General features: G+C 53.4%; 15 protein-coding genes. 12 read left to right on the top strand and 3 right to left on the bottom strand.

The window, feature by feature from the left end; genetic code table 11:
* Nucleotides 1-235: 235 nt before the first annotated feature.
* A complete protein-coding gene (mlaA, locus tag JSN25_RS20640; protein WP_038642393.1) occupies nt 236-991 on the top strand; it encodes a phospholipid-binding lipoprotein MlaA in 756 nt (251 codons plus the stop codon).
* Between the two features lie 62 nt (nt 992-1,053).
* On the opposite strand, the gene fadL is transcribed toward mlaA, so the two are convergent.
* Nucleotides 1,054-2,334, bottom strand: a complete 1,281-nt coding sequence (gene fadL / locus JSN25_RS20635; protein ID WP_038642391.1) for a long-chain fatty acid transporter FadL — start codon at nt 2,332-2,334, stop codon at nt 1,054-1,056.
* Between the two features lie 371 nt (nt 2,335-2,705).
* Here fadL and JSN25_RS20630 point away from each other — a divergent pair, with 371 nt between their 5' ends.
* The 4 genes from JSN25_RS20630 (at nt 2,706) to sixA (ending at nt 7,319) form a co-directional block, all read left to right on the top strand.
* Nucleotides 2,706-2,990: a YfcZ/YiiS family protein gene (locus JSN25_RS20630; RefSeq protein ID WP_038642389.1), complete on the top strand. Its 285-nt coding sequence runs from the start codon at nt 2,706-2,708 to the stop codon at nt 2,988-2,990.
* Nucleotides 2,991-3,166: 176 nt separating this feature from the next.
* Nucleotides 3,167-4,477, top strand: coding sequence for an acetyl-CoA C-acyltransferase FadI (gene fadI, locus JSN25_RS20625; protein ID WP_087857348.1), 1,311 nt, complete (start codon nt 3,167-3,169; stop codon nt 4,475-4,477).
* Nucleotides 4,477-6,624, top strand: coding sequence for a fatty acid oxidation complex subunit alpha FadJ (gene fadJ, locus JSN25_RS20620; protein ID WP_204525308.1), 2,148 nt, complete (start codon nt 4,477-4,479; stop codon nt 6,622-6,624). The genes fadI and fadJ overlap by 1 nt, the downstream gene beginning before the upstream one ends.
* A 209-nt stretch (nt 6,625-6,833) precedes the next feature.
* Nucleotides 6,834-7,319, top strand: a complete 486-nt coding sequence (gene sixA, locus JSN25_RS20615; RefSeq protein WP_038642383.1) for a phosphohistidine phosphatase SixA — start codon at nt 6,834-6,836, stop codon at nt 7,317-7,319.
* A 74-nt stretch (nt 7,320-7,393) separates the two neighbouring features.
* On the opposite strand, the gene smrB is transcribed toward sixA, so the two are convergent.
* On the bottom strand, nt 7,394-7,945 hold the full coding sequence (gene smrB / locus JSN25_RS20610; protein ID WP_006683613.1) for an endonuclease SmrB: 552 nt from the start codon (nt 7,943-7,945) through the stop codon (nt 7,394-7,396).
* Nucleotides 7,946-8,111: 166 nt separating this feature from the next.
* Here smrB and prmB point away from each other — a divergent pair, with 166 nt between their 5' ends.
* Genes prmB through JSN25_RS20580 form a run of 6 tightly spaced genes read left to right on the top strand, consistent with a single transcriptional unit; the run spans nt 8,112 to nt 12,662 of the window.
* Complete coding sequence (gene prmB / locus JSN25_RS20605) at nt 8,112-9,044, top strand: 50S ribosomal protein L3 N(5)-glutamine methyltransferase (protein ID WP_038642381.1); 933 nt, start codon at nt 8,112-8,114, stop codon at nt 9,042-9,044.
* A 39-nt stretch (nt 9,045-9,083) separates the two neighbouring features.
* Nucleotides 9,084-10,169: a chorismate synthase gene (gene aroC, locus JSN25_RS20600; RefSeq protein ID WP_038642369.1), complete on the top strand. Its 1,086-nt coding sequence runs from the start codon at nt 9,084-9,086 to the stop codon at nt 10,167-10,169.
* A gap of 3 nt (nt 10,170-10,172) precedes the next feature.
* Complete coding sequence (mepA, locus tag JSN25_RS20595) at nt 10,173-10,997, top strand: penicillin-insensitive murein endopeptidase (protein ID WP_038642368.1); 825 nt, start codon at nt 10,173-10,175, stop codon at nt 10,995-10,997.
* Nucleotides 10,997-11,806, top strand: a complete 810-nt coding sequence (locus JSN25_RS20590) for a sulfite exporter TauE/SafE family protein (protein WP_038642367.1) — start codon at nt 10,997-10,999, stop codon at nt 11,804-11,806. The genes mepA and JSN25_RS20590 overlap by 1 nt, the downstream gene beginning before the upstream one ends.
* Nucleotides 11,806-12,354 (top strand): elongation factor P hydroxylase, encoded by a 549-nt coding sequence (locus JSN25_RS20585; protein WP_204525307.1) that lies wholly within the window; start codon nt 11,806-11,808, stop codon nt 12,352-12,354. Before JSN25_RS20590 ends, JSN25_RS20585 begins: the two co-directional genes overlap by 1 nt.
* Before the next feature lie 32 nt (nt 12,355-12,386).
* Nucleotides 12,387-12,662, top strand: a complete 276-nt coding sequence (locus JSN25_RS20580) for a YfcL family protein (RefSeq protein ID WP_038642363.1) — start codon at nt 12,387-12,389, stop codon at nt 12,660-12,662.
* A 126-nt stretch (nt 12,663-12,788) separates the two neighbouring features.
* On the opposite strand, the gene mnmC is transcribed toward JSN25_RS20580, so the two are convergent.
* Nucleotides 12,789-14,789 (bottom strand): bifunctional tRNA (5-methylaminomethyl-2-thiouridine)(34)-methyltransferase MnmC2/FAD-dependent 5-carboxymethylaminomethyl-2-thiouridine(34) oxidoreductase MnmC1, encoded by a 2,001-nt coding sequence (gene mnmC, locus JSN25_RS20575; protein WP_199965605.1) that lies wholly within the window; start codon nt 14,787-14,789, stop codon nt 12,789-12,791.
* A 159-nt stretch (nt 14,790-14,948) separates the two neighbouring features.
* On the opposite strand from mnmC, the gene fabB reads away from it, so the two are divergent.
* The gene (gene fabB, locus JSN25_RS20570; protein WP_085047802.1) at nt 14,949-16,163 is read left to right on the top strand and encodes a beta-ketoacyl-ACP synthase I; all 1,215 of its coding nucleotides are present in this window, start codon (nt 14,949-14,951) and stop codon (nt 16,161-16,163) included.
* The last annotated feature ends 3 nt before the right edge of the window (nt 16,164-16,166 follow it).

The following is a 16,166-nucleotide window of genomic DNA, read 5'->3' as shown; positions in this document are numbered from 1 at the left end:
AATCAGCGGGAGAAAGTCTGAGATAGCAAAAATGGTAACGTTTGTTTTTATCGGGTTAGCTAAAATAGAACCGCCGCGTAGTGTGCATAACCAGGCTATGATCAAATCAGTAAGACCGGGTATATAGACATCGTTTGACGTGCTGTTACAATCGCTCACATCTTAACAGGCGGATACGTCATCGTTCCGTCATGGATGGCAATCAGCGATAGCCATATTACACAGGGAGACACTTATGAAGCTTCGCCTGTCGGCGCTTGCGCTGGGAACCACACTTTTGGTGGGGTGTGCGAGCTCCGGTACTGAACAGCAGGGGCGTTCGGATCCATTTGAAGGGTTCAACCGCACAATGTACAACTTTAACTTTAATGTGTTAGATCCCTATGTTGTTCGACCGGTAGCAGTAGCCTGGCGTGATTATGTCCCGCAGCCGGCGCGTAATGGTTTGAGCAACTTTACGGGCAACCTTGAAGAGCCGGCCGTCATGGTCAACTATTTCCTGCAAGGCGATCCTTATCAGGGGATGGTGCATTTTACCCGTTTCTTCCTGAACACCTTGTTGGGTATGGGCGGCTTTATCGATGTGGCGGGTATGGCGAATCCGAAGCTACAGCGCGTTGAACCACACCGCTTTGGCAGTACGTTAGGCCACTATGACGTGGGTTACGGACCGTATATGCAGCTTCCGTTCTACGGTAGCTTCACGCTGCGCGATGATGGTGGCGATATGGTGGATACGCTGTATCCGGTACTGTCCTGGCTGACCTGGCCGTTGTCGATAGGTAAATGGACAGTCGAAGGGATTGAAACTCGCGCACAGCTGCTTGATTCCGACGGTCTGCTGCGTCAGTCTTCCGATCCTTACATCATGGTACGTGAAGCCTACTTCCAGCGTCATGACTTCATCGCGAACGGCGGGAAACTTAAACCAGAAGAAAACCCGAACGCGAAAGCCATTCAGGATGATTTAAAAGATATTGATTCCGAGTAAGGAATTGAGGCAAATAAAAAGGTGAGCTAAAAAAGCTCACCTTTTTTAATGTCTGCAGAAAATCAGAATGCGTAGTTGAAGTTGGTACCGAACAGCCAGGCTTTACCTTCAGAATCGAAAGTATACGGGCCTTCTTTGACGGTCACTTTCTGACCGTGCATATAAGAAACACCAACATCAATAGATGCGTCATCATTGAATGCGTAAGTCGTACCCGCGCTCAGCCACAGGCGGTCCTGGTCTGGAATGGAGATGGAACGCTTGCTTGCAGGAACCGGGCTGTCGTCATAGGCGATACCGGTACGGAAGGTCCAGCTTTTATCCATATAGTAGGTCGTGCCCAGCGCGATGCGGTAAGAATCCTTAAAGCCTTCTTCTTTATAGAACAGTGTCTGGCCGTTGGTGCCGGTTGCTTTCAGCTCCTGGAACTGGCTCCAACTGGTATAAGCCATGCTGTAGTGAATAGCCCATTGCGGAGCGATGCGGTTATAGCCCGACAGTTCCCACATTTCCGGCAGGTTCAGCGTCAAAGAACCCGGGACGGTGGCATTGGTTGTTCCCCATGGGAACGCGGTGCCTGCGCCAGGTAACGCATTGGCCTGGGAACGAATACCGCTTTTGTAATCACCATCGAAGTCGATTTTAACTTCAGAGCGGTAGGTCAAGCCGTAACGGTTATTTTTATCCAGCTCGTACAAAATACCGGCGTTCCAGCCGTAGCCCCATTCGTCACCCTTCAGGCTGGCGATCTTCTGGCTTACTTTCGGCAGTGCGGCGGTCTGCTCACCGGAATAACGCTCAATTTTAGCATCGGCGTAAACGGCATTAAAACCAACACCAAAGCTCCAGCTGTCATTCAGACGGTAGGCACCGCTCAGGTTAAGGTTGACCGTTTTAAGATCAGTCTTCCCGCCGTACTCACCGACGATATAGCTGTCATTAAACTCGGTTGCCAGACCATAGTTTGAGGTGACAGAAGCGCCCCAACCAAACTGCTCGTTGATAGGCATCACGAAGTGAGCGTTGGGAACCCACGCTGTAGGGGCGATGTTATCTGCGTCGGTGCTACGTCCGGTGAATGGCGATTTACCGGAAATATTAACGTCTGGATCGATATACACCGCGCCCGCAGAAAAAGTGGGGCGATCGAACATCATAATCAGTGCCGGGTTACGACTGGCGTTACCTGCATCATCTGCAATAGCGCCTTCACCCGAATATGCCCGGCCAAGGCCAGAGGAAGAAAATTCGTTTAACTGAAAGCCTGCAGACCAGGCCTGTGTGGAGATAATTGCCACTGCGACTGCGAGAGCAGACTTTGTAAACAGGGTTTTCTGGCTCATGACCATAACCTCATAGATTTATTTTTATACAAACAATGTTACATACCGTAACAGGAGCGCGAAGTGTAGGGTCTGAGGTACGACATAGAAATCAGACCAGTGCCGAGAGTATAGGTCTGACCAGCTGAAATGTTGCAAGTATGTTTATAAATATTTTCAATTCTGATCTCGGAAACGCGATCCAGCTGGCAAAATTGCGGGTATGCGCACTCACCTGTTTGGGTGATTTTTGTTTTAGATCATTTTTAAGTGTGATTTCGGTCACTTATCGCATTTCATACAATTAACGACTGGAGAGGCGAAAGAGGGGAGCGTAAAATATCCCTATCGTTTATCTGGCACCTCAGGTGCGAATACAGAGGAAATCTACAATGAGTAAATGCAGTGCTGATGAAACCCCGGTTTGCTGCTGTATGGATGTTGGCACCATCATGGACAACTCCGATTGCACCGCGTCATACAGCCGTGTGTTCGCGAATCGCGCAGAGGCAGAAGAAACGCTGGCCGCTCTGACTGAAAAGGCGCGTGGCGTGGAATCTGAGCCTTGCCAAATCACCTCTACCTTTACCGAAGAATCAGATGGTGTGCGTCTGGATATTGACTTTGTTTTTGCTTGTGAAGCTGAAACGCTGATTTTCCAGTTGGGCCTGCGTTAATCCCTTCTCTTTATACCCTTGCTGCCTGGTAGCAAGGGTATTTTCGTAACAGTCAGTGATTATTCACTGTGTCTTAGCTCCCACTTTCTTTTCTCTCCGCTTGGCTAAATGTAAAAAATTGGTTAAGACTGTGATCAGGTCAGACCACTTATTTTTATTTTTTACAGGGGAGTGTTATGAGTCAGGCTTTACCGCTGGTTACCCGCCAGGGCGATCGCATCGCCATTGTAAGCGGATTGCGTACGCCATTTGCCCGTCAGGCAACCGCATTTCATGGCATTCCCGCCGTAGATTTGGGGAAAATGGTTGTTGGTGAACTGCTGGCGCGTAGCGAAATACCCGCTGATGTGATCGAGCAACTGGTCTTTGGCCAGGTGGTACAAATGCCTGAAGCCCCCAATATTGCTCGTGAAATCGTACTGGGAACCGGTATGAATGTGCACACGGATGCCTACAGCGTAAGCCGAGCCTGCGCTACCAGTTTCCAGGCAGTAGTGAATGTCGCGGAAAGCCTGATGGCGGGGACAATTCGCGCCGGAATTGCCGGCGGGGCGGACTCGTCGTCTGTCCTGCCGATTGGCGTCAGCAAAAAGCTGGCGCGCGTGCTGGTGGATGTCAATAAAGCCCGCACAACAGGGCAACGCCTGAAACTGTTTTCCCGGCTGCGTTTACGTGACCTGATGCCTGTACCCCCCGCTGTCGCTGAATATTCCACCGGCTTGCGCATGGGGGATACGGCCGAGCAAATGGCGAAAACCTATGGCATTACGCGCGAGCAGCAGGACGCCCTGGCGCATCGTTCTCACCAACGTGCCGCTCAGGCATGGGCTGAAGGAAAGCTCGCCGATGAGGTGATGACCACCTACGCGCCACCGTTTAAAGATCCTCTTTCCGAAGATAACAATATTCGCGGCAACTCTACGCTGGCCGATTACGCCAAACTGCGTCCGGCGTTTGACCGAAAGCACGGCACCGTTACTGCGGCGAACAGTACCCCGCTGACGGACGGCGCAGCCGCCGTGATATTGATGACGGAGTCGCGTGCGAAAGAGCTGGGACTGGTGCCGCTGGGGTATTTACGCAGCTATGCTTTCACCGCAATTGATGTCTGGCAGGACATGCTGCTGGGACCGGCGTGGTCAACACCGCTTGCGCTGGAGCGAGCTGGACTGACGATGACGGATTTAACCTTGATCGATATGCATGAAGCCTTTGCCGCACAAACGCTGGCGAATCTTCAGTTGCTGGGCAGCGAACGTTTTGCCCGCGAAGTGTTGGGTAGGGCACATGCCACTGGCGAGGTTGATGACAGTAAATTTAACGTGCTGGGTGGGTCTATTGCCTATGGACATCCTTTCGCTGCTACCGGTGCGCGAATGATCACGCAAACCCTCAATGAATTACGCCGGCGTGGCGGCGGCTTTGGTTTAGTCACCGCCTGTGCGGCAGGTGGTTTGGGGGCGGCAATGGTTCTGGAGGCGGAATAATGGAAATGACATCGGCTTTTACGCTAAACGTGCGTCTGGATAACATTGCTGTTGTCACTATTGATGTGCCCGGAGAGAAAATGAATACCCTGAAAGCGGAGTTTGCTTCTCAGGTTCGGGCCATCCTGAAACAAATTCGCGACAACAAAGCGCTGCGCGGTGTGGTGTTCATTTCAGCGAAACCCGATAATTTTATCGCCGGAGCAGATATCAACATGATTGGTAGCTGCCGCAGCGCGCAGGAAGCCGAAACGCTGGCCCGCCAGGGGCAGCAGATTATGGCGGAAATCCATGCGTTGCCGATCCCGGTTATCGCCGCGATTCATGGCGCATGTCTGGGTGGTGGCCTGGAGATGGCGCTGGCCTGCCATAACCGTATTTGTACCGATGATGCTAAAACCGTACTGGGTTTGCCGGAAGTCCAGCTTGGTCTGTTGCCCGGCTCCGGCGGCACGCAACGCTTGCCACGCCTTATTGGCGTCAGTACTGCGCTGGATATGATCCTCACAGGGAAACAATTGCGCGCAAAACAGGCGCTTAAAGTGGGGCTGGTGGATGAAGTCGTGCCGCAGTCCATATTGCTGGAAGCTGCCGTTGAACTGGCTAAAAAAGACAATTCCTCACATCGGAGTCTGCCCGTACGTGAGCGGGTATTAGCGGGGCCGCTGGGGCGAGCGCTGCTATTCCGTATGGCCAGTAAAAAGACGGCGCAAAAAACGCAGGGAAATTATCCCGCGACGGAACGTATCCTTGAGGTCATTGAAACCGGCCTTGCCCAGGGAAGCAGTAGCGGTTATGACGCAGAAGCCCGCGCATTTGGGGAATTGGCGATGACACCCCAGTCTCAGGCGCTGCGACACATCTTTTTTGCCAATACCGACGTGAAAAAGGATCCTGGTAGTGATGCAAAGCCCGGTCCGCTAAACAGTGTCGGCATTCTGGGTGGCGGTCTGATGGGCGGAGGTATCGCCTATGTGACGTCCTGTAAAGGTGGCTTGCCAGTACGTATCAAGGATATTACTGCTAAGGGAATCAACCACGCGCTGAAGTACAGTTGGGATCAGCTTGAAACGAAAGTTCGTCGCCGTCATATCAAAGCCAGCGAGCGCGATAAACAGCTGGCGTTAATTTCTGGATCTACCGATTATCGCGGTTTTGCGCATCGCGATCTGGTTATTGAAGCCGTGTTCGAAGATCTGGCGTTAAAACAACAGATGGTGGCAGAAGTTGAACAAAATTGCGCACCTCACACTATTTTTGCTTCCAACACCTCATCTTTACCAATTAGTGATATTGCGGCTAAGGCTGCCAGACCTGAACAAGTGATTGGTTTGCACTTTTTTAGCCCGGTGGAAAAAATGCCGCTGGTTGAGGTCATTCCGCATGCAACGACCTCTGAGCAAACTATTGCAACAACCGTCAAGTTGGCGAAAAAACAGGGTAAAACACCGATAGTCGTCAGAGATAAGGCCGGATTTTACGTTAACCGCATTTTAGCGCCTTACATCAATGAAGCTATACGCCTGTTAACCGAAGGCGAGCGGGTTGAAGCCATTGACGCCGCGCTGGTTAAGTTTGGTTTTCCGGTTGGGCCAATCCAACTTTTGGATGAGGTCGGAATTGATACGGGCACTAAAATTATACCTGTGCTTGAAGCGGCGTATGGAGAACGTTTTAGCGCGCCTGCAAATGTTGTTGCTTCAATTTTGAATGACGATCGCAAAGGTAGAAAAAATGGTCGTGGTTTCTATCTTTATGGGGCGAAAGGGCGTAAAAGCAAAAAACAGGTCGACCCTGCAATTTATACGCTTATTAGCGCTCAGGGCCAGGCTCGACTCACCGCCACGCAAATTGCTGAGCGGTGTGTCATGTTAATGCTCAATGAAGCAGCTCGCTGTTTCGACGAGAAGGTCGTCCGCAGCGCCCGTGATGGCGATATCGGCGCTGTATTTGGTATTGGTTTTCCGCCATTCCTCGGCGGCCCGTTCCGGTATATGGATTCCCTCGGCGCGGGTGAAGTAGTTGCGGTTCTGCAACGGCTATCAACACAATATGGCTCGCGGTTTACGCCGTGTGAGCAGTTATTGCTGATGGCGGAACGCGGTGAAAGATTCTGGAATAGTAGGGAAACTGACCTGAATTCATGAGGTCAAAGGTAGGATGAATCCGCACTGAATGTATGGCTCATGCTCAAAATGTAAACAGAGATTGACTATACTTACGCCGTTGAGGTAAAAAACAGCGTTTCATTCGGTGAATGGATAAGGCACAATGCCGGCCACCATATCGTTACCACGGTCAATAGGGGCCGTGATTAACTGGTGTTGGTGATTCTGGTTAACAAAAGCGGTGCAATATGCAAGTTTTTATCATGCGTCACGGCGACGCGGCCCTCGATGCCGCCAGTGATTCGGTTCGTCCTTTAACCTCTTGTGGTTGTGACGAATCTCGCCTGATGGCGAACTGGCTGAAAGGTCAAAAAGTGGATATCGAACGTGTTCTGGTGAGCCCGTTCCTGCGAGCCGAACAAACGCTGGATGTGGTGGGGGAATGCATGAACCTGCCAAGCGGCGTGGATGTTTTGCCGGAGCTGACTCCCTGCGGCGATGTTGGTCTGGTCAGCGCCTATTTACAGGCTCTGGCCAATGAAGGTATCACCACGGCGCTGGTGATTTCTCACTTACCTTTAGTGGGGTATCTGGTGTCTGAGCTTTGCCCAGGCGAAACTCCGCCGATGTTTACCACGTCAGCGATTGCCAGCGTTACGCTTGATGAAAGCGGAAAAGGGGTTTTCAACTGGCAGATGAGCCCGTGTAATCTCAAAATGGCGAAAGCGATATAAGTAGGCCGGATAAGGCACAACCGCCATCCGGAAAATAAAAGAGCCGCAAACGCGGCTCTTTCTGTTTTTCTGCATCAGGGAAGTTCTGGCGGCAGCCACTCTTCCACTTCAATCAGCACCAGCAGTGCGGCGTCGCCACCATACTCTTTTGGTGCCTGATGAAAGGCCATCACGTGCGGATGCTGTGCCAGCCAGAGAGGCGTTTGCTGTTTAAGAATATGCTTTCCGTGGCCATGCATAACGCAGGCGCAAAACACATGCTCACGACGACAGGCGGCGATCAGCGCGCCTAATTCCTGTTTGGCCTGTTGCTGGGTCAGTCCATGCAAATCAAGAAACAGCTCCGGGGAGTAGTCGCCACGGCGCATTTTCTTGAGTTCGAAATGGCTGACGTCGGCACGTAGATATCTTACCGGGCCGTCTGTGTTCAGCAACGGCTGAAATTCGTCAGAAAAATAGTGGCTGGCATCAGCCTGTTCCTGCAACAGCCTTTTAACCGGGACCTCGGTGATTTTTTTACGTAGCGGTCGGTGAACAATAGTGTCTTGCTTAATTTTACGCGTGCCGGTCATCAGCTGGCGAAACAGCGTCTGATCCTCCTCGCTGAGCGATGTTTTCTTTTTCATTCGAGAGTCTCATCTTTTATTTTCCGTTAGTTTAACCCGACTCGATGGGCATCCGATCGCTTAAAACGCAATTTTCGCGTTCAGGCCCGGTGTGGATGCTGATTTATCGCCGTCTTCGTGGCAAACTAGCCGCCGAAATTAATACGAGCATGCCCTGGAGGAATACGTGGATAAAATTTTCGTCGATGAAGCAGTGAGTGAACTGCATACCATTCAGGACATGTTGCGTTGGGCGGTCAGCCGTTTTAGCGCGGCGAATATCTGGTATGGCCATGGCACGGATAACCCATGGGACGAGGCCGTACAACTGGTGCTGCCGTCGCTCTATTTGCCGCTGGATATACCTGAAGATATGCGCACCGCGCGTCTGACCTCCAGCGAGCGCCATCGTATTGTTGAACGCGTGATTCGCCGCGTCAACGAGCGTATCCCGGTTGCTTATCTGACCAATAAAGCCTGGTTCTGCGGGCATGAGTTTTATGTTGATGAACGCGTGCTGGTTCCACGCTCACCGATTGGCGAACTGATCAATAATCGTTTTGCGGGCCTCATCAATGAGCAGCCGCAGCATATCCTCGATATGTGTACCGGCAGCGGCTGCATCGCTATTGCCTGCGCGTATGCTTTCCCGGAAGCCGAAGTGGATGCGGTGGATATTTCCACTGACGCGCTGGCGGTGACTGAGCACAATATTGAAGAACATGGTCTGATCCATCACGTGACGCCGATCCGCTCCGATCTGTTCCGCGATCTGCTGAAAGTGCAGTATGACCTGATTGTGACCAACCCGCCGTATGTCGATGCGGAAGATATGTCCGATCTGCCAAACGAATATCGTCATGAACCTGAGCTGGGTCTGGCGTCCGGTAGCGATGGGCTGAAACTGACTCGCCGCATTCTGGGGAACGCTCCAGATTACCTGGCAGATAACGGTATTCTGATTTGTGAAGTCGGAAACAGCATGGTACATCTGATAGAGCAATACCCGGATGTACCGTTTACCTGGCTGGAGTTTGACAACGGCGGTGACGGTGTATTCATGCTGACCAAAGAACAGTTAGTTGCTGCTCGCGAGCACTTCAGCATTTATAAAGACTAAATACACGCGCACAAACACAACACTCATAACGGAGCCGTGATGGCAGGAAACACAATTGGGCAACTCTTTCGCGTAACCACATTCGGCGAATCACACGGGCTGGCGCTCGGTTGTATTGTCGATGGTGTTCCGCCGGGCATTTCTCTGACAGAAGCTGACCTGCAGCACGATCTCGACAGACGTCGCCCAGGTACGTCGCGTTACACTACGCAGCGCCGTGAACCGGATCAGGTGAAAATCCTCTCTGGTGTGTTCGAAGGCGTGACCACCGGTACCAGCATTGGTCTGCTGATCGAAAATACCGATCAGCGTTCACAGGATTACAGCGCGATTAAGGATGTTTTTCGTCCTGGCCACGCCGACTATACCTATGAGCAAAAATACGGTCTGCGCGACTATCGTGGCGGTGGACGCTCATCCGCACGTGAAACAGCAATGCGCGTGGCGGCCGGGGCGATTGCCAAAAAATATCTGGCGGAAAAATTCGGCGTTGAAATTCGCGGCTGTCTGACGCAGATGGGCGATATCCCGCTGGAGATTAAAGACTGGTCTCAGGTAGAGCTTAACCCGTTCTTTTGCCCGGACCCGGATAAAATCGAGGCGCTCGATGAACTGATGCGCGGCCTGAAAAAAGAGGGCGACTCCATCGGAGCAAAGGTCAGCGTGGTGGCAAGCGGCGTACCTGCGGGTCTCGGTGAACCTGTATTTGACCGCCTGGATGCCGACATTGCCCATGCGCTGATGAGCATTAACGCCGTTAAGGGCGTAGAGATTGGCGACGGGTTTGACGTTGTCGCGCTGCGCGGCAGCCAAAACCGTGATGAAATCACCAAAGACGGTTTCCAGAGTAACCATGCGGGCGGCATTCTGGGCGGGATCAGCAGCGGGCAGCAAATTGTTGCACATATGGCGCTGAAACCGACGTCCAGTATTACCGTTCCTGGACGCACGATTAACCGCTTTGGCGAAGAAGTCGATATGATCACCAAAGGACGCCACGATCCGTGCGTTGGGATCCGCGCCGTGCCGATCGCAGAGGCTATGCTGGCGATCGTATTAATGGATCACCTGCTGCGTCAGCGGGCGCAAAACGCGGACGTGAAGACTGACATTCCACGCTGGTAAGACATGAAAAAAACGGCACTTGCGGCGCTGGCTCTTTTTGCCAGCACCGCCTGCCTGGCGGCGACGCCCTGGCAGAAAATTACCCATCCGGTGGCGGGCAGCCCGCAGTCTATCGGCGCATTCGCCAATGGCTGTATTGTTGGCGCCGAGACGCTGCCTGTACAGTCTGAACACTATCAGGTGATGCGCACCGATCAGCGACGTTATTTTGGTCATCCGGATCTGGTGATGTTTATCCAGCGTCTGAGTAATCAGGCGAATAATCTGGGGCTGGGCACGGTGTTAATCGGCGATATGGGTATGCCGGCCGGTGGGCGGTTCAATGGCGGTCACGCCAGCCACCAGACGGGACTGGATGTCGATATTTTCCTGCAGTTGCCGAAAACGCGCTGGACCCAGTCGCAACTGCTGCGTCCTCAGGCGTTAGATCTGGTCTCACGGGATGGCAAACATGTCGTGCCGTCGCTGTGGAAGCCGGAGATTTTCAGCCTGATTAGGCTGGCGGCAAAAGATAATGAAGTCACGCGCATTTTTGTGAATCCGGCGATTAAGCAGCAGCTGTGTCTGGATGCAGGGACTGACAGGGACTGGTTGCGTAAAGTGCGACCGTGGTTCCAGCATCGTGCGCATATGCACGTACGATTACGTTGTCCTGCTGACAGCCTTGAGTGCGAAGATCAACCGTTGCCTCCTCCAGGCGATGGCTGTGGCGCAGAGCTGCAAAGCTGGTTCGAACCTCCTAAACCTGGAACCACCAAGCCTGAGAAGAAGACACCGCCGCCGTTGCCGCCTTCCTGCCAGGCGCTACTGGATGAGCATGTACTCTAATGGATCATTTTGTCTCTCTGTTTATGGTGTCGCCACTGCTGTTAGGTGTGCTTTTTTTTGTGGCAATGCTGGCAGGTTTTATTGACTCTCTGGCCGGAGGCGGCGGTTTACTCACCATCCCGGCATTGATGGCGGCCGGAATGCCGCCCGCGCAAGCGTTGGCCACCAATAAGCTACAGGCCTGCGGGGGATCCATCTCTTCCTCGATCTATTTTATTCGCCGGGGCGTGGTGAATCTGGCGGATCAGAAGCTCAACATCTTCATGACTTTTGTCGGTTCCATGAGCGGCGCGTTGTTGGTCCAGCATGTGCAGTCCGACATATTACGCCAGATCCTGCCGGTGCTGGTTATCTGTATTGGCCTCTACTTTCTGTTGATGCCCAGAGTGGGCGAAGAAGACCGGCAGCGTCGGCTGCACGGTTTGCCTTTCGCGCTGGTGGCCGGGGGCTGTGTTGGGTTTTACGATGGCTTTTTTGGCCCGGCGGCGGGTTCGTTCTACGCGCTGGCTTTTGTCATGCTGTGCGGCTATAACCTGGCAAAATCGACGGCCCACGCCAAAGTATTAAATGCCACCTCGAATATCGGTGGACTGTTGCTGTTTGCCCTCGGCGGCAAAGTGATTTGGGCGACCGGGTTTGTGATGCTCATTGGCCAGTTCATTGGCGCACGGATGGGATCGCGACTGGTGCTCAGCAAAGGACAAAAACTCATTCGGCCAATGATCGTCATTGTCTCCGCCGTGATGAGCGCCAAGCTACTTTACGATAATCATGGACAGGAGATTCTCCACTGGCTGGGGATGAACTAATGAATAACACCCATCACTACGAACAGTTAATTGAGATTTTTAACGGCTGCTTTGCCGATGAATTTAATACCCGTCTGATTAAAGGCGATGACGAACCGATCTATCTTCCTGCTGATGCGGAAGTACCGTATCACCGTATCGTTTTTGCGCATGGTTATTACGCCAGCGCGTTACATGAAATTTCGCACTGGTGTATTGCGGGTAAAGCGCGTCGTGAACTGGTTGACTTTGGTTACTGGTACTGCCCGGACGGACGCGACGCGAACACGCAATGCCAGTTTGAAGATGTGGAAGTGAAGCCGCAGGCGTTTGACTGGCTGTTCTGCATGGCGGCGGGTTATCCGTTTAACGTCAGTTGCGACAATCTGAACGGCGACTTTGAACCGGATCGCGTGGTATTCCAACGTCGTGTTCATGCCCAGGTGATGGAATATCTGGAAAAGGGGATCCCGGAGCGGCCAGCGCGCTTTATTAACGCGTTACAGAATTATTATCACACGCCTGAACTTAAGGCGGAACAATTCCCGTGGCCCAAAGCGCTCAACTGAAGCCGCCGCCACGTTTACAATGAGGAAAGAAGATGATCGCGGAGTTTGAATCACGCATTCTGGCATTAATCGACGATATGGTAGAGCACGCCAGCGATGATGAGTTGTTTGCCAGTGGCTATTTGCGTGGGCACCTGACGCTGGCCGTAGCAGAGCTGGACGCTGGCGAGGACCATTCCGCTGAGGCATTGTACACCAATGTGACCAGCAGCCTGGAAAAAGCGATTAGCGCAGGCGAACTTTCGCCGCGTGATCAGGCGTTAGTGAAAGAGATGTGGGACGCTTTATTTCAAAAGGCAACGCAATAATAATTGCAGTGGATTGTGCCGGATGGCGACGCTAAGGCGTCTTATCCGGCCTACGTGGACTGACGATTCGGGTTCAGTTTGTAGGCCTGATAAGCGCAGCGCATCAGGCAATGATGAGAGAGTATTTTATTTCACCGCTTTACCCTTCAATAACTTCCTGACCCACAACCGATTCGGGTTCAGTGCCGCCAGCGTACTGGCATCCATAGGAATAGGTTCATCGCTCATTTGCGCTGCCAGAATTTCTGCACACAGCGGGGCTGAGCACAACCCGCGTGACCCCAGCGCGCCCAGCATAAATAGATCGACATACACCGGGGCGCTTACCGCGTGCGCTTTGTCTTCGGCAAGCGTGGCGTACTGGCTGAGCGTGGCGTCATAGTCCGCGATATTGCCCACCATCGGGATGTGATCGCGCGTAGCGCAGCGGACCCCGCAGCGGGCGGCATGCGCACTGACGTCCACCTCTTTTGCCCATGCGGCGTGCGGGAAGCAGTCGATTAAACGCTGACGATTTTGCTGCTGGTCGTCCTCGCGATACTCAGTCTCCTCACACCCACGATGATAGCTGGCGCCAATGCAGTGTTGCTGGTTTTGCGGGTCATACGGCGTGAGGTAACCGTCGTAGCACAACACCTGGCGCAGCGCTGACAGCGTAGGCGTGGTGGGGATATGACTCACCTGACCGCCAACGGAATAGACCGGTAACGACTGCGTCTGCTCAAAGCGGTTAATGCGATGGCCGTTAGCCAGAACCACCGCTTCGTGAGTGGCGGTTTCTCCACAGGCAAACTGCAATTGCCAGCTTGCTGTCTGGCGCGTCAGTGAGACCAACGTGTGTTGGTAGCGGGTACGTAATCCCAGCGTTGTGGCATAGTCCAGTACGGCGGTGGTTAACTGCGCCGGGCACAACCATCCACCTGCTGGATACTGAATCCCGCCGCATCCGGTTTCCACGCCTGTCGTTTGCAACACCTGCTGTGCGTCTACGCCGACGGCGAGCGCATCTGGCAGTTCAAGAGACAGCATTTGAGTGATTTTCTGCTGGCTTTTTTCATCCCAGGCGAGCTGCGTCACGCCGCACCAGTCATGTGCGAACTCAACCGGAAGGGCGTCATACAGTCGGCGGGCGAAGGTAAACGCGGTGGGGAAAAAGAGATTAATGGCCGCATCATGCTTGCTGAGTAACGGATAGAGCGCGCCCTGACGATTACCTGATGCGCCTGCGGCAGGTTTTGCGTCCGCGCAATAGAGCGTGACCTGCCAGCCGCGGCGCAGTAGCGCCAGCGACAGCAATGCGCTGGCGATGCCACCGCCAATGATAGCGGCTTCGCGCTTATCTGTGCCCGTGCGCGTGAACCACGGAGCCGATGAAGGGAGCGCCAGAGTTTGTTCCATGACGCCACAAAGCATTTCGCGTTTGCGGCCAAAGCCTTTGCGTTTTTGCATTGTAAACCCGGCTTCCTGCAACCCCCGTCGCACAAAGCCTGCCGATGTGAAGGTGGCCAGCGTGCCGCCGGGGCGAGCCAGTCGGGCCATCGCGTTAAACAGCGTTGGCGTCCACATGTCCGGATTTTTCGCCGGTGCGAAACCGTCCAGGAACCAGGCGTCCACTTTTTGATTCAAAGAGTCATCCAGTTTACTGGTCAGTTCATTAATATCGCCAAACCACAGATCCAGCGTGACGCGCCCATTATCAAGAAGCAGACGATGGCATCCCGCCAGCGGCAGCGGCCACTGCTCTTGCAGTGCCGTGGCCCATGGAGCAAGCTCCGGCCAGTGCTGATGGGCCAGGGTCAGATCTTCACGCGTCAGCGGATATTTTTCGAAACTGATGAAATGTAATCTTTCCAGGGTAGCGTCAGGGTGGGTATCGCGAAAATCGGCAAATGCCTGCCAGAGCGTCAGGAAGTTAAGCCCGGTGCCAAACCCGCTTTCAGCCACCACGAAAAGGGGACGTGAATGCGCAGGAAATCGCTGTGCGAGATGATTCCCGCCGAGGAAGACGTAACGTGTCTCTTCCAGCCCGTTATCATTGGAAAAATAGACATCATCAAAATCTCGGGAAACAGGTGTACCCTCAGCGTTGAATTCAAGGTTGGCAGGTTGTATAGCGTATTGTTTCACGTAAGTTACTCGTCTGGCAGGCTGTGCCCCGATCTTAGCGATGAGTGCCTGGCTGCGCAAATTTCCACATTAAATGGCTGATCGGACTTGTTCGGCGTACAAGTGTACGCTATTGTGCCACTCGAAACTTTAAAATAGTGCGACTTACAGAGGTATTGAATGAAACGTGCAGTGATTACTGGCTTGGGCATCGTTTCCAGCATCGGTAATAACCAGCAGGAAGTCCTGGCATCTCTGCGTGAAGGACGTTCAGGGATCACTTTCTCTCAGGAGCTGAAGGACTCCGGCATGCGTAGCCACGTATGGGGCAACGTAAAACTGGATACCACTGGCCTCATTGACCGCAAAGTAGTGCGCTTCATGAGCGACGCATCCATCTATGCATTCCTTTCCATGGAGCAGGCTGTGGCGGATGCCGGTCTTGCTGCAGAAGATTACCAGAATAACCCGCGCGTTGGCCTGATTGCAGGTTCCGGCGGCGGCTCCCCGCGTTTTCAGGTGTTCGGCGCTGACGCAATGCGTAGCCCGCGAGGTCTGAAAGCGGTTGGCCCGTATGTGGTCACCAAAGCGATGGCGTCCGGTGTTTCTGCCTGCCTCGCAACGCCGTTCAAAATTCACGGCGTAAACTACTCCATCAGCTCTGCCTGTGCGACATCTGCGCACTGCATCGGCAACGCAGTAGAACAAATTCAGCTGGGCAAACAAGACATCGTGTTTGCTGGTGGCGGCGAAGAGTTGTGCTGGGAAATGGCGTGTGAATTCGACGCAATGGGCGCGCTGTCTACCAAATATAACGACGACCCGTCGAAAGCTTCCCGTACCTATGATGCAAACCGCGACGGTTTTGTTATCGCGGGCGGCGGCGGTATGGTGGTGGTTGAAGAGCTGGAACATGCTCTGGCTCGTGGCGCGCACATCTACGCGGAAATCGTCGGTTACGGCGCAACCTCTGATGGCGCAGACATGGTTGCACCGTCAGGTGAAGGCGCAGTACGTTGCATGCAGATGGCGATGCACGGCGTAGACACGCCTATCGACTACCTGAACTCCCACGGTACTTCTACTCCGGTAGGCGACGTGAAAGAGCTGGGCGCAATCCGTGAAGTGTTTGGCGATAAGAGCCCGGCAATCTCGGCAACCAAAGCCATGACCGGTCACTCTCTGGGCGCGGCTGGCGTACAGGAAGCTATCTACTCTCTGCTGATGCTGGAACACGGCTTTATCGCGCCGAGCATCAACATTGAAGAGCTGGACGAGCAGGCGGAAGGTCTGAACATCGTGACCAAACCGACCGAGCAGGCGCTGACCACCGTGATGTCCAACAGCTTCGGCTTTGGCGGCACTAACGCGACGCTGGTCATGCGTAAGCTGTAAGCG

This window comes from Citrobacter cronae (assembly GCF_016893685.1).
Taxonomy (GTDB): Bacteria; Pseudomonadota; Gammaproteobacteria; order Enterobacterales; family Enterobacteriaceae; genus Citrobacter; species Citrobacter werkmanii.
Note: the sequence above shows the minus strand (reverse complement) of the source record. Positions and strands in the feature narration are given on the sequence as shown.